This window comes from Bacteroides sp. HF-162, assembly GCF_015679285.1.
In the GTDB taxonomy this organism is placed as follows: Bacteria; Bacteroidota; Bacteroidia; order Bacteroidales; family Bacteroidaceae; genus Bacteroides; species Bacteroides uniformis.
Map to the genome: position 1 here is coordinate 2761413 of NZ_CP064937.1, position 13387 is coordinate 2774799.

The window sequence follows — 13387 nt, forward strand, 5'->3', positions numbered from 1 at the left end:
GTAACTCTTAAAATATCATTAATATCATGAAGCGTATACCGCCCTTCTTCACTCCCGGTATGTCCGTATAGGTCAGCCTACGTACATATTCTATGTGGAGCAGTTTGAAGATATTGTAGATACCTACGCTGGCTTCCACATAGGGAGTCTTGCCCATGACGTGGCTGGTGGGTACACCGTCGCGCATGGGGAAGAGGAATAAGTCGGGATTGTTGCTCTTGTACGGGTTGTTCTTGTCCGTCAGCGTGCCCCACAAGCCACGGATGCGGAACATCTCGCGCCACTTCAGCTTCTTGATGAGCGGGATGCGGTTGAAGAGTTTTCCGTTCATGTCGTAGCTTAGGTTGAGGGAGGCGTAGCGGTCGTTCAGGAACTCCATGTTGTTGATGAGGTTGAAGGACTCGTTGTTCTGCGTGATGTACGAGAGGTTCGCCATCGGCAGGTTCAGCAGGGGGAAGGGAACGGTGTTCCATTGCGCACCGGCACGTGCCGTTACGTCCAGCTTGCCCCACGAGCCGAGCCAGAAGCGCTTGCGGATGCTGGCTTCCGTCAGGTTGAAGTTATACTCTCCACCCAGCACGCCCTTGAATCCGGCGGTGTGGGAGAGGGTGAAGGTGGGCGCATCCAACGATACGGGCACGCGGCGTTGCTTGGTGTTGACGAAGGTCTCACCGGGAGCGTAACGCAAAGTCACACCCAGCTCGGTGGTGGTGATGTCGTGCACCAACGTATTTTTTTCGTCCCATTGTCCGGGTGTCCCTCCGTTGTTCTTCCAGTATTGCAATTGTCCGGCAGGCTGGTCGTTACGATGGCGCGCCATGGCCTGTACGGAGAAGCCGGTATTGGTCTCCAGCTCGTAAGTCAGCGTGGCGTCGCGCATGTAGGACATCTGGTCCACCGTCGTCCATTTCCAGCCGACAAACAAGTTGTCCTTGTCCGTGGCGAGATACTTGTCCATGGGAGACATCACGTCGTAGGTGTACTTGAAGGCGATATAGTGTTTCGGGAACTCCCACAATACGTATTCGCGCTTGTTGAAGGAGTAGGCCACCTGTCCGGAGTAGAACCATTTCTTGTCCTTGGTTCCGTAGGCACCGTAGCCGCTCAGGCTCCAATGCGGGTCAAGGTTACCTGTTGTCATACCGCTCAGACGGAAGCGCGTGCCGTTGACGTAGTTGCTGGTTATCATCGTGTTGATGGGACCGAAGTCGAACTTGCTGGGATGCTTCTTGCCACCCGTCTCCACGAAGTTCTCAATCAAGGCTTTCGCCCCGAAGATAACGTACTTGAAACCGGGAATCTGCTCGATGCGGTTCATGAATACGTCCATCGTGCTCTCTTTCTTGGTGAGGGGCACTTGGCGGACTTTCGCCCAGTATTCGTCGCTCTTGGCAAGCATGTTCGCTTCCTTGATGACGTTTCCTTTCAGACGGAAGAGGCGGGGCTCTATTTCCGTGAATTGATAGTCGCTGTATTTGGTGGTCCGTTGCACTTCCAGGCCTTGGATACCTTTCACGAAGTGCAGTTCCACGGTCATGTCGTCGTCGGTCAACACCCAGTTGCTGTCGGGCAGTTGTTCGAACTGCTGCACGATGTCGAGGTTTTCCACGAAGTTGACACCCGTCTTCTTGGGTAGGTTCATGGTACATTTCTTCACGGCATAGGTGGAGTCCTTCACCACGTAGAGGTGCCCCGTGAAACCGAAGTCCTGCGGGTTCTGCGGAACGAAGGTGAGGTGCACGCACTCCTGCTTATCCACCATGAGCGTGTCCATCAAGTAGTATTTGTAGAAGTTGATGGCTCCGCGACCGATGGGGCTGACGAAGCGGCGTTGCAGCAGCCGGATGTCGTCGTCGTAGATGTTGATGTCGGAGAATACGTCCGTAAGGATGGTCCCCAGCATGTCTCCGGTGTTGAAGAACTCTTCGATACCAGTGGAGTTCATGCCTTCGATGATGGTCTTTTCGCTCTTGGGGCTTTTACGGAAAATGGTCTTGCTCGCCGTCTCCTTGATGGAGATGGGTAGAATCATCTTGTTGGTCTTGGGCGATACCTCCACCTGGTCTTTGAAGAAGGAGAATTTCTTGTAAATACCTTTCTCCATTTTGTCGGGGGTAACATCGTTGAGCGACATCTTCATCTTTTCATATTTCTGATACTGATAGTAGTCGTTCTCTTCCAGTTTCAAGGCCTTCTTGTTCTCGATGACCTTCTTCATAAACTCCACGGCGGGGTTGTTCTTGCGGGAATATTTCTCCTTCTTAGGTTTCACGACGACCTCGGAGAGCATGATGTCGTCCGGTTGCAACTTGACGTTCAGCACCCGGGTACCGGGATTCAGTTTCACTTTCTTGGTGATATAACCTACAGCGGAGAATGTCAGCTCATCCCAGCCTTTGTGGGTTTCAACCTGGTATTCACCGTTTGCGTTGGAGATGCCGCCTACACCTTTCCCTTCATACTGTACGGTGATATACATCAGCGGTTCGTTCGTGAGAGAGTCTGTGATGACACCCTTAATTTGGGCGGATGCGCTGATGGAGACAAACAGTGACAGCAGGAAAAGGGCATAAATTATATATCTTTGCTTCATAAGTTACAGATAATTCGGGCACAAAGTTAACAAATTAAGGTTAATCAAGAAGCAAATATAGACTAAAGAAACGGGAGATATGGTTAAATGAACGTGAAAGTCGTATGTCTTGTTTGCTGGATACAGATAAAAAATGTACGGAATCCTTGTAGAGAAGTTGCCGGATATAAAGGATAAAGTTGCGCAATGTATGGAGAAAGCTCTATCCCAAGCCTTGGGATAGAAAGACCCAAGCTTGGGATAAGCGTCCGTAGGTTTGGGATAGACGTTTGCAAGCTTGGGATAGAATTTATGGAGGATTATGAATTGTTGCCGTTCAGTAGTGTCTGTACGATGCGTTCCGCCGTCCGTCCGTCCCAGCGGTCGGGTAGGATGGCGTGCTTCCATTCTCCGTGCAGCAGCTTGTCGAGCGAGGCGGAGAGGGCGAAGGAGTTTTCGCCGACCAGCTCGTTGGTACCGATACGCCAGGTTTCGGGATGCTCGGCGTAGGTGTTGAGGGTGATGCAGGGGACGTCAAGGAAGGTGGCTTCTTCGGCAATGTTGCCCGAGTCGGTGACGATGCCCCGTGCCTGATTGATGAGGAACCCGAAGTGCAGGTAGCTCTGTGGAGGCAGGATGTGCAGGTTAGGGGCATCCAGTCCCAGTGACTTCACTGCCTTTTGTACATAGGGGTGCAGAGGGGCGACGATAGGCATGCCGTCGGCCTTTTCGATGACGGTCTGGAGCAGGGAGTGTAGCACTGCCTTCTTCTCCAGTAGGTCACGGCGGTTGAGGGTGAGTAGCAAGTAGTTTCCTTTCCGCAGGCCGAGGCTGGAGAACCACATGGGCTGCACCAGGCGGTGGCGGTTGAAGCGGATGGTGTCAATCAGTATGTTGCCCACGTAGTGGATATAGTCGGGTATCATACCCTCTTGGTTGAGATTGCGGTTGGCCACCATGCCGGCAGTGAAGAGATAGTCGGAGATGGCGTCCACGATGGTTCGGTTCACTTCGCGGGGCATGTTCATGTCGAAGGAGCGCGTGCCTGCTATGACGTGCGCCACCTTCAGCCCGCGCTTCTTGGCGACGATGGAGCAACTCATGGTGGCGGTCATGTCATCTACCACCAGTACGACTTGTGCTGGGTGCCCGTCCAACTCACGCTCGAAGGCAAGCATGATGGAGGCTGCCACCTGCGAGTGGTCATGTCCGGTGACGCCGAGGCAGGCATCCGGTTTCCTCATAGAGAGGTCGGAGAAGAGCGAGGCATCCAGGCTGGTGTCATCCTGCGGACCGGTGTAGACGATGCGGTAGGAGATGTTCTTTCCTGCCTCTCTGGCGGCGTCGATGGCGCGGCAGATGGGGGCTATTTTCATGAAGTTGGGGCGTGCGCCCGATACGATTGTTATTTTCATTGTCGTAATTGGTAAAAAAATGTCGATACAAAAATACGCTTTCTTAGGGAAATTATTTGTTACTTTGCCTATTATTTTCAGAGTGTCTGTTGAAATATGTATTATCTTTTTCGGTTTTGGATACTCGGATTTAATTTTGGATACTCGAAGCACTTGTTTAATTTTTAATTTTTAATTCTCAAAGTGATAATGCCAACATTTGTTCAGATACTCGATTTCATTGGCACATTTGCCTTTGCCATTAGTGGCATACGTCTGGCCTCGGCCAAGCGGTTCGACTGGTTTGGAGCGTATGTGGTGGGTTTTGTGACGGCCATCGGAGGCGGTACGATACGCGACCTGCTGCTGGACGTCACCCCGGGTTGGATGACGGACCCTATTTATTTGATTTGTACCGGACTGGCCTTGTTGTGGGTCATCCTCTTCGGTAAGCATCTCATCCATCTGCACAATACATTCTTCATATTCGACAGTATCGGCCTGGCACTGTTCACGGTCGTTGGTGTGGGCAAGAGCATCGCGCTGGGCTATCCCTTCTGGGTGGCCATCATCATGGGCAGCATTACCGGGGCTGCGGGAGGTGTGATACGTGACGTATTCATCAACGAAATTCCGCTGATATTCCGGAAGGAGATTTATGCGATGGCTTGTGTGGTGGGAGGAACCTTCTACTGGATGTGCCACCTTTTGGGGATGGAGTCTTTCGTGTGCCAGATTGTGGGTGGTGTGACGGTGTTCGTTACCCGTATACTGGCAGTAAAGTATAGGATTTGCCTTCCTATCCTTTCGGGTAATGAAGAGGAGCAGGAAATGTAGTCCGTTGTTTGCAGTCTGAAAACCTCAGGGATTTTCCGGTGAAACTCGGACATTCCGGAGAAGCACTTCCCAGATGTTTTAAAATAAGATTCCCCGGCATTTTCAAACCGAAATGTCGGGGAATTTTTCATATGTCTCGTTCCCCTTATTAAAGGGAGCGAGGATAGGATTGCTAAAGAGATAAGACTAGGTTAGAACAATGCATCCTTCGTGTTGAAGAGCTTGCGTTCGTTCAGTTTCACTACCTTGCCGAATTTCTCCAGCCGCTTCAGGTCGATGTCCTTCGGGTTGCCCATGATGGAGATGCAGTAAGGTTTGCCTTTGATGTTCTCTTCGTAGAACTTCACGATGTCGTCAAAGGTCAGTGCATCTACTTTCGGCAGGTTTTCTTTGGCTGGGTCGTCCGTGTAGCCTCTGTAGCCCAAGTCTACCAGTTCCATAGCTTTGTTGCGGAAGCTGGGGTGGCTGGTCAGCATGGCTTGGCGGAGGTAGCTCTTGATGTTGCCGATACGTTCCGGATTCTTCGGCATGTCATTGACGAGACTCATCAGTACGTCCAATGCATCGTTTGCCTTGTCGTTCTGGGTACCGATGTAGCCGCGCAGGTAGCTTGCTTTTCCGGCTATGCCTTGCGTGCCGACGAATGCGTAGGCTGTATAGGCCATGGAGCGTTTTTCGCGTATTTCGTTCAGAACGATGCCGGTGAAGTCGAGACCGAAGTACTGGTTGAATGCGCTACGCAGCACGTCGTCCTTCTTGTCAGCCTTCTGCATCGGGATGTAGAGGTGGATTTGGGCTTGTTCTGCATCGTTGTTAGGCAGGAAGTAGACGGTGTTTTCGGTTACCGGCATCATCTCCTTTGCCTGCGGGGAGTTGGACGGGCGTTCGTTGGCTACCAACGGGAGGTTCTTGCTCAGGATGTCGTATACTTGGTCGAAGGGGAGTGTTCCGGTAAAGAATACCTTTGCCTCGTAGTTGGAGGCACGGTTGATGTCGCCCGTCAGTTCTGAAATCTGCAATTCGTAAATCTCCTTGTCGGTCAGCTCCTTGATGTAGTCTGATTTCTCTCCGTAGAGCATGTACTGGCGCAGCGCTTCGTTCAGGATGCTGACGTTGTCTTTACGCTGCTGGCGCATACCCATTGCCGAACCTTTCAGACGTGCTAGTTGCTTTTCGTCCAATTTCGGCATCAGAATCTGGCGTGAAAGTAGCTGGCAGGCTTGCGGCAGGGTGGCTTCGTAGCCCTCCATGATGATGTAGAGGTTGTCTTCATCGGCTGTCACGTGGCAGGTTGCGTTCAGCTTGCTGAGTTCTTCTTTCAGCTCTTGCGGTTCGTAGGCTCCCATGATACCTGCGTTGTTCATCAGTTGGGCGGCATAGCCCAGTTTCGGGAATTCGCGTTCACCGGCTCCGTATTGTACAATCAGCTGGAATACGTTGTTCTCCTTGTTGGGCGTGTAGTACATCTTGGAACGGTCGTTCAGCTGCTTGATTTGCACTTCGCCGTAGTCTGCGAATTTCTCTTCCATCTGTCCGATGGGCAGGTTCTTGAATTGCGTTGCATAAAGCGATTCCTTGCCTACCGGAGGTTCTACGGGTTTGTACCCCGGCTTCTCAATCTTGGCGTTTTTGTCAGGTTTCCCTTTTTCGATATATAGGGCCAGGTAGTTGTCCGACAGGTATTTCTTGGCTACCCGCTTGATGTCGTCAGTAGTGATGGCCATAATCTTGTCCTTGTAGTTGAGTATGTCGCCCAAATCCTGCTCGTTGTAGAAGGCGTTCATCAGTATCATGGCCTTGTCCTCGTTCGACTCCATTTCCAGGTCGAACTGGCGGCATTTCTCGGCTTTGATGGCATCAATTTTCCAGTCCTCGAATTCTCCGTTGGCGATTTGCTGGATGGCTTTCAAGGCTTTCTTTTCGGCGCTTTTGGTAGACTCGAAACGGCGCTGGTTTTCGTCGTAGAGGGGAATGGCCGCTACGATGGCGCGCCCTTGTTCACGGAAAGTACGGGTGTAGGCTCCGGCGCTGGTCAGCTCACCGTCCAGTACCAGCTTGTCCATGGTTCCGGTCTGGCTGTTGTTGTTCAGCAGTGCCAGGGCGATGTCCAGAGCATCTTCGTCGGGATGTCCGGCAGGCACTCCGTTGAATACCATTGCCACTTGCGGGTAGAATCCCACTTTGGCCGAATATTGTTTGCGGCCTTTTATTTCGAGGTTCTGGTAGACCTTGCGCTCGGGTGCGGGCTTTGCAGCCAGACGCCCGAAGGCGGCATTGATGCGTCCGCTGATTTGTTGGGCTTTGATGTTTCCTACGAGTACCAGTACCATGTTTTCGGGTACATACCATTGTTCGTAGAATTCAATCAGCTTGCTCAGGCGGGGATTCTTCAGATGTTCGGGCAGGCCGATGATGGAACGGGAGTAAGGATGTCCCTCAAAAGCTTTCTCCATCACGAACTGGTTCTGTGCACGTCCCTGGTCATCTTGTGAACGGTTATATTCTTCGTACACGTTTTCCAGCTCCGACTGGAAGGAACGGAATACGGGATGCAGGAAACGTTGTGAGGAAATCTCCAGCCATTTGTTTATCTGATAGGCAGGGAAGGAGCTGTGATAGAAGGTCCAGTCATAGTAGGTTCCTGCATTTACCCCTTTGGCGCCCATGCTTTCCATCAGGTTGGAGTATTCATTGGGAAGCCCCAGCTTTCCGGCCTTGACGGTCAGCTCATTGATTTCCTTGCTGATGGCTTCTTTTTTTACCGGGTCGGCTTCTTCGGCCATCTGGTCGTACTTGGCGATGATTTCCTTGTAGATCGGTTCTTCTTCCGTCCAGTTCAGCGCGCCTATCTTGTCTGTTCCTTTAAACATGACGTGCTCCAGGTAGTGTGCAAGTCCCGTGTACTCTTCGGGGTCGTTGATGGAACCGGCACGTACGCCTACCAGTCCGAATACGTCCGATTTGGATTCGTCTTCCCATATATATACGGAAAGACCGTTCTTCAGCTTGAACGCTTTCAGTCCTTGTCCAAAGGAGGGCAGGGAGATGATGACGGCAGCCAGCAGAAGAAGTGACTTTAATTGAAATGATTTCATAAAATAAAGTGTTTTTATATAATAAAAGTGTTTCCCTATATGTAGGCAAAGCTATAAAAAAATCACGTAACATTTACGAAATCTTCGGAAAAATGATGATTTTCAGTACATGATATCACCCGTAAACTATCATAGAGGGGGTGGAAACTGTCAAATGATAGTTTTTACCCCTAATAAAAACCGTATTCCGTCCCCCGGAGCTTCAAATCTTCCTTATACTTGCAACCGTAAAACCTAAACCATTATTAACTATTTAAAAATTGAGCAAAGTATGAATACTTACAGTTTTAGAAAAGATTTACTTGCAGTGCAAGAAGAACTGCTTCGCTTTGCATACAAGTTGACAGCCGACCGGGAAGAAGCGAATGATTTGTTGCAAGAGACGTCTCTCAAGGCTTTGGATAACGAAGACAAATTTGAACCCGACACCAATTTCAAAGGTTGGATGTATACCATTATGCGCAACATCTTTATCAATAATTACCGGAAAATAGTTCGCGAACAGACTTTTGTAGACCAGACGGACAATCAGTATCACCTCAGTATGCCCCAGGACTCTGGTTTTGCCAGTACCGAAGGTGCCTACGACCTGAAAGAAATGCACCGCATCGTCAATGCCCTTCCACGCGACTATAAAGTCCCTTTCTCCATGCACGTGTCCGGTTTCAAGTACCGTGAGATTGCCGAACGTCTCGGTCTTCCACTCGGAACAGTGAAAAGCCGCATCTTCTTTACACGTCAGAAGTTGCAGGATGAACTGAAAGATTTCATCTGATAATAGTTTGGTAGTAGCAATATGATATATAACATATTGATTGCGATGAATTTTTAAGGATTATTCTTGACTATATGTCAGAATAATCCTTTATATTTGTATATGTTAAGTTAACCGAAGAAAAAAATCTCTTATTACTGACTATGATGAAAAAGGAAATTAAATTCAGTCTTGTTTACCGGGACATGTGGCAGTCGTCCGGTAAGTATCAACCCCGGGTAGACCAGTTGGTACGCATTGCTCCGTTGATAGTAGAAATGGGCTGTTTTGCACGCGTCGAAACGAACGGAGGAGCTTTTGAGCAGGTAAACCTTCTGTACGGCGAAAATCCCAATAAGGCTGTACGCGCCTTTACCGCGCCTTTCAGGGAAGCAGGTATACAGACGCATATGCTTGATCGCGGGCTGAATGCACTGCGCATGTATCCCGTTCCAGCAGATGTGCGCCGGCTGATGTACAAGGTGAAGCATGCCCAGGGTGTGGACATTACCCGTATCTTCTGCGGACTGAACGAGACGCGGAACATAATTCCTTCCATCAAATATGCCCTGGAAGCGGGCATGATACCGCAGGCTACGCTCTGCATCACGTATTCTCCTGTCCATACGGTGGAATACTATGCCGGTATTGCCGACCGATTGATTGAAGCCGGGGCACCCGAAATCTGCTTGAAGGATATGGCTGGCATCGGACGTCCGGGTATGCTGGGACAGCTTGTCAGAACCATTAAGGAGAAGCATCCCGATGTGCTGATACAATACCACGGGCATAGCGGTCCCGGACTTTCTATGGCTTCCATTCTCGAAGTCTGCGAGAACGGTGCCGACATCATCGATGTGGCGATGGAACCCATGTCGTGGGGCAAGGTTCATCCGGACATCATCTCCGTGCAGGCCATGCTGAAAGATCTGGGTTTTCAGGTGCCCGACATAAACATGAAAGCCTACATGAAAGCCCGTGCCATGACGCAGGAGTTCATTGACGATTTCTTGGGTTATTTCATGGATCCCACCAATAAACATATGTCCTCACTCTTGCTGAAGTGCGGTTTGCCGGGTGGCATGATGGGCTCCATGATGGCCGACTTGAAGGGAGTGCATTCCGGCATCAACATGATACTGCGCGGCAAGAATGAGCCGGAACTCAGTCTGGACGACTTACTCGTCATGCTGTTCGACGAAGTGGAATATGTATGGCCCAAACTGGGCTATCCTCCTTTGGTGACTCCTTTCAGCCAGTATGTGAAGAATGTGGCTCTGATGAACCTCATGCAGCAAGTAAAGGGAGAGGAGCGCTGGACGATGATAGACAACCATACGTGGGACATGATTCTGGGCAAGAGCGGACGCCTGCCCGGTACTTTGGCGCCCGAGATAGTGGAACTGGCCAAGTCCAAGGGTTTTGAGTTCGTGGATACGGACCCGCAGCTGAACTACCCGGATGCTCTGGATACATACCGGAAAGAGATGGACGAAAACGGTTGGGAATATGGCGATGATGACGAGGAACTCTTCGAGCTTGCCATGCACGACCGGCAGTATCGCGACTATAAATCCGGCGTTGCCAAGAAACGTTTTGAGGATGACCTGCAGCGTGCCAAGGATGCGGCGATGGCCAAAAACGGATACTCGGAAGAGGAAATCAAGAAGCTGAAGCGTGCAAAGGCAGACCCGATAATCGCGCCTTCCAAAGGGCAAGTGCTTTGGGAGGTTTCTGTCGAAGGTCCTTCTTCTGCTCCTTTCATTGGACGCAAGTACCAGCATGATGAGGTGTTCTGCTACATCTCTACGCCGTGGGGTGAATACGAGAAGATATGGACCGGATTTACCGGACGTGTGGTGGAAGTCTGTGCCAAGCAAGGGGATGTGGTCAATAAAGGCGATGTGATAGCCTATATCCAGCGGAGTGATATCTTTGCATAAATGAGAACTTGAAAAAGTGGAATTTCACTGAAAGTTGATAACGTAGTAGGGTGATAATGCGATAGTTTATCACCCTACAGTCCTTTCAGTCATCCTTTATTGTCCAACCATTTCTTGATGGTTTCCTTCAGTACTTCTTGGGTGAAGGGTTTGGTAAGGAAGTCGTTGCAACCTGCTTCCAGGGCAGCCTGCTTGTCGTGTTCGTAGGCATAGGCTGTAAGGGCGATGATGGGGATGTCCGGCGCCAGTTCACGGATGATGCGTGTGGCGTCGATTCCGTCAAGGTTGGGCATTTTCATGTCCATCAGGATGAGGTCGGGATGGACTTCCTCGAACATAGTTACGGCTTCCATGCCGTCTTTGGCATGTTTCAACCGATAGAGCCGGCCTAAAATGGCGTTAATTAGGATGAAATTGCTTTCTGTATCTTCGGCAATCAGGATGGTTTTGGAAGGAGGGGTAGGGAGTGTTCCGGCTTCTTCATTCTTCGGGGAAGTTCCGGGGGCTGTATTTCTGCTCCTCTGCTCTGTGGAATGTGCCTTTGCTGTCGTTTCCCGGTTGTTCTCTTCCTTCTTTTCCATCTCTGTTTTGCTGGAGGATTCCAGTGGGAGGACAAAAATAAATGTGGTGCCTTTACCCACTTCCGAAGTGACGGATATGTTGCCGCCCAGGCGTTCGATGATAGTCTTGCAGATGGAAAGTCCCAATCCGGTGCCTTGGGCAAAGTTGTTCACCTTGACAAAACGTTCGAATATCCGGTCCACTTTGTCCGGTGCAATTCCCATACCCGTATCGGTGACGTGGAATGCTACATACTTGCCTTCCCGGTGATACCCGTAACTGATGTACCCGGCGGGGGTGAACTTGAAGGCATTGCCTATCAGATTGGAAATGACCTGGAAAATCCGGTTCTTGTCTCCGTCAATCACGATATTCTCGTCAGAGGGTTCGTATATCAGCTCCACTCCTTTGGGACAGCGGAAAATATGTGCGTCGTGTATCTCCTTGCAGAGCGGATGGAGGCGTACGGGCGTGATGGTGAACTCCACGATACCCGATTCGATTTTTGATAAGTCGAGAATTTCGTTAATGAGCTGGAGCAGGCGTTCGTTGTTCGATTCTACTATTTCGTAATAGCCTAGCCGTTCCTTCTCGTCGGTGCTTTCGGCAATGATGCGCGAGAAGCCTACAATGGCATTGAGCGGTGTGCGTATCTCATGGCTCATGTTGGCGAGGAAAGCGGATTTGAGCTGGTCGGAAGTCTCGGCTTTCTCCTTGGCTACGAGCAATTCCCGTTTCATCTGTTCCATTTCCGTGATGTCCCATTCGATGTTCAGCAGGATGGGGGAGAAATCGTTGCTTTCAATCTTCATCTTTCGCTTGTCCAGATAGATGGGGGTTCCGTTTCCGTCGCGTTCTTCCGCAATCCAGTGCATCTCTTTGCCGGTCCTGGCTATTTCAATGTCTTGTGCTCTTTTTTCCTGGGCAGTCTCCAGGGGATAAAAGTCGAAGTCGTCTTTCCCCAATGCCTCTTGTATGGGGATTTCGCGGTTGTACGATTCGCGGTTGCGGTAGAGGTACTTGAAGTTGTTGTTGATGTCCTTCACGACAATGCCTGCCGGGAGGTTTTCGATGATTTTGTCCAGAATCAGGTTGAACTGTTTGATTTGTTGCTCATGCCGGATGCGTGTGGATACATCCCTTCCGAAAGTCCAGACCGTCCCTTCGCCTTTGTCACTCGTCACCCAATAGGCGTTTCCTTCTATGGCGAGTACTTCCGGACGCAGTGGCAACGGATTGTGAACAATATAGCCTTGGGAGGTTTCTCCGCGTTTGACACATTCTGCAAATTCTTTCCACGATTTTTTGTCTCTTCCATACGAAGGCAAGTCGTATATTTTCAGTTTCGTGATGTCTTGGGTATTGCCGATGCCATGTCGCTCCTTGAAGCAGCGGTTGCCGAATATCAGTGTACCGTCTTCGTGTGCCGAGTAAATATCTTCGGTGGAGTTGTTGATGGCATGTGTCAGCAAGTTGATATCGTTGCGCCGTTGCTGAATGTCGGTGATATTCTGTATATATCCTTCCAGAATGGTATTTTTGTCTTTATGATATTCGCGTGCAAAGGCCTTGAGCCGTATATAGAAAATCTTTTCTTGAAGCAAGATGCGGTAGTCCACACTGTTTTCCATTTTCCCTTTTAGGTTTTCTTTCAGCCAGTTGGTGAAAGATTTCCGGTCTTCGGGAAGTATCAGTTTCAGATAGTCGTTCAGATTGATTTCTTGTGTCTCCTCTGTGCATAGGATATCGGTGTGTCCGGCATATTTGAAGCTTTGGGTGTCTGAATCGTATTGCCAGTTTCCGATAAGCGCAGCTTTTTGGATTTCATTCAACTCTTGGTTTTTTCTTTCGAGTTCCAGCTTGCGCTGACTACGTTCCGTGATGTCGCGGTATTGGCAGAGCACCATTCCGTCAAAGGGGGACATGATACACTTGAAGAAATAAGTGGTGCCGTTCAAGGCCATTTCGTAGTTATGGGTAGAGCGTATTTTGTGCGTCAGTACTCTTTTAAAGTCCGGATAGATTTGGTTATAAGTGGATAAGGGAATTAGTTGGAACAGATTCTTGCCCAGTAACCGGTCTTCCTTCAAGAACCAGAGATTGATGTTGTAAACTGCAATGTCCACACAAATACCGTCTTTGTCCAGAAGAATCATGGTGTCGGATGTCAGCTTTAACAGTCTTTCGGCGTTTTCAGCTTGTTTTAAAATGTTTTTCATTCTTATAGTATT

The 13387-nt window shown here is 49.8% G+C and carries 7 protein-coding genes; 3 read left to right on the forward strand and 4 right to left on the reverse strand.

Going from position 1 to position 13387, the window contains the following annotated elements; translation table 11 throughout:
- Nucleotides 1–7: 7 nt before the first annotated feature.
- Together ITJ87_RS11265 and ITJ87_RS11270 are read right to left on the reverse strand one after the other, a co-directional pair.
- Nucleotides 8–2593 (reverse strand): DUF5686 and carboxypeptidase-like regulatory domain-containing protein, encoded by a 2586-nt coding sequence (locus ITJ87_RS11265; protein WP_117964448.1) that lies wholly within the window; start codon nt 2591–2593, stop codon nt 8–10.
- 299 nt (nt 2594–2892) lie between these two features.
- Nucleotides 2893–3987, reverse strand: a complete 1095-nt coding sequence (locus ITJ87_RS11270) for a UDP-N-acetyl glucosamine 2-epimerase (protein ID WP_117964447.1) — start codon at nt 3985–3987, stop codon at nt 2893–2895.
- Nucleotides 3988–4176: 189 nt separating this feature from the next.
- Between ITJ87_RS11270 and ITJ87_RS11275 the strand changes: the two genes are divergently transcribed.
- A complete protein-coding gene (locus ITJ87_RS11275; RefSeq protein WP_034528739.1) occupies nt 4177–4803 on the forward strand; it encodes a trimeric intracellular cation channel family protein in 627 nt (208 codons plus the stop codon).
- A 191-nt stretch (nt 4804–4994) separates the two neighbouring features.
- Here the strand turns inward: ITJ87_RS11275 and ITJ87_RS11280 are convergent, their stop codons facing one another.
- Nucleotides 4995–7898: a pitrilysin family protein gene (locus ITJ87_RS11280; RefSeq protein ID WP_117964446.1), complete on the reverse strand. Its 2904-nt coding sequence runs from the start codon at nt 7896–7898 to the stop codon at nt 4995–4997.
- A gap of 271 nt (nt 7899–8169) precedes the next feature.
- Between ITJ87_RS11280 and ITJ87_RS11285 the strand changes: the two genes are divergently transcribed.
- Together ITJ87_RS11285 and ITJ87_RS11290 are read left to right on the forward strand one after the other, a co-directional pair.
- Nucleotides 8170–8673, forward strand: coding sequence for an RNA polymerase sigma factor (locus ITJ87_RS11285; protein ID WP_117600548.1), 504 nt, complete (start codon nt 8170–8172; stop codon nt 8671–8673).
- A gap of 146 nt (nt 8674–8819) precedes the next feature.
- A complete protein-coding gene (locus ITJ87_RS11290) occupies nt 8820–10595 on the forward strand; it encodes a biotin/lipoyl-binding protein (protein ID WP_117600662.1) in 1776 nt (591 codons plus the stop codon).
- Between the two features lie 89 nt (nt 10596–10684).
- Here the strand turns inward: ITJ87_RS11290 and ITJ87_RS11295 are convergent, their stop codons facing one another.
- Nucleotides 10685–13375, reverse strand: coding sequence for an ATP-binding protein (locus ITJ87_RS11295; protein WP_117964445.1), 2691 nt, complete (start codon nt 13373–13375; stop codon nt 10685–10687).
- Nucleotides 13376–13387: the final 12 nt, after the last annotated feature.

What these genes read in the sequence shown, in the direction of transcription:
- ITJ87_RS11265 (WP_117964448.1), bottom strand. Translation starts at nt 2,593, where the DNA reads ATGAAGCAAAGATATATAATTTATGCCCTTTTCCTGCTGTCACTGTTT.
- ITJ87_RS11290 (WP_117600662.1), top strand. Translation starts at nt 8,820, where the DNA reads ATGAAAAAGGAAATTAAATTCAGTCTTGTTTACCGGGACATGTGGCAG.
- ITJ87_RS11280 (WP_117964446.1), bottom strand. Translation starts at nt 7,898, where the DNA reads ATGAAATCATTTCAATTAAAGTCACTTCTTCTGCTGGCTGCCGTCATC.
- ITJ87_RS11275 (WP_034528739.1), top strand. Translation starts at nt 4,177, where the DNA reads ATGCCAACATTTGTTCAGATACTCGATTTCATTGGCACATTTGCCTTT.
- ITJ87_RS11270 (WP_117964447.1), bottom strand. Translation starts at nt 3,987, where the DNA reads ATGAAAATAACAATCGTATCGGGCGCACGCCCCAACTTCATGAAAATA.
- ITJ87_RS11285 (WP_117600548.1), top strand. Translation starts at nt 8,170, where the DNA reads ATGAATACTTACAGTTTTAGAAAAGATTTACTTGCAGTGCAAGAAGAA.
- ITJ87_RS11295 (WP_117964445.1), bottom strand. Translation starts at nt 13,375, where the DNA reads ATGAAAAACATTTTAAAACAAGCTGAAAACGCCGAAAGACTGTTAAAG.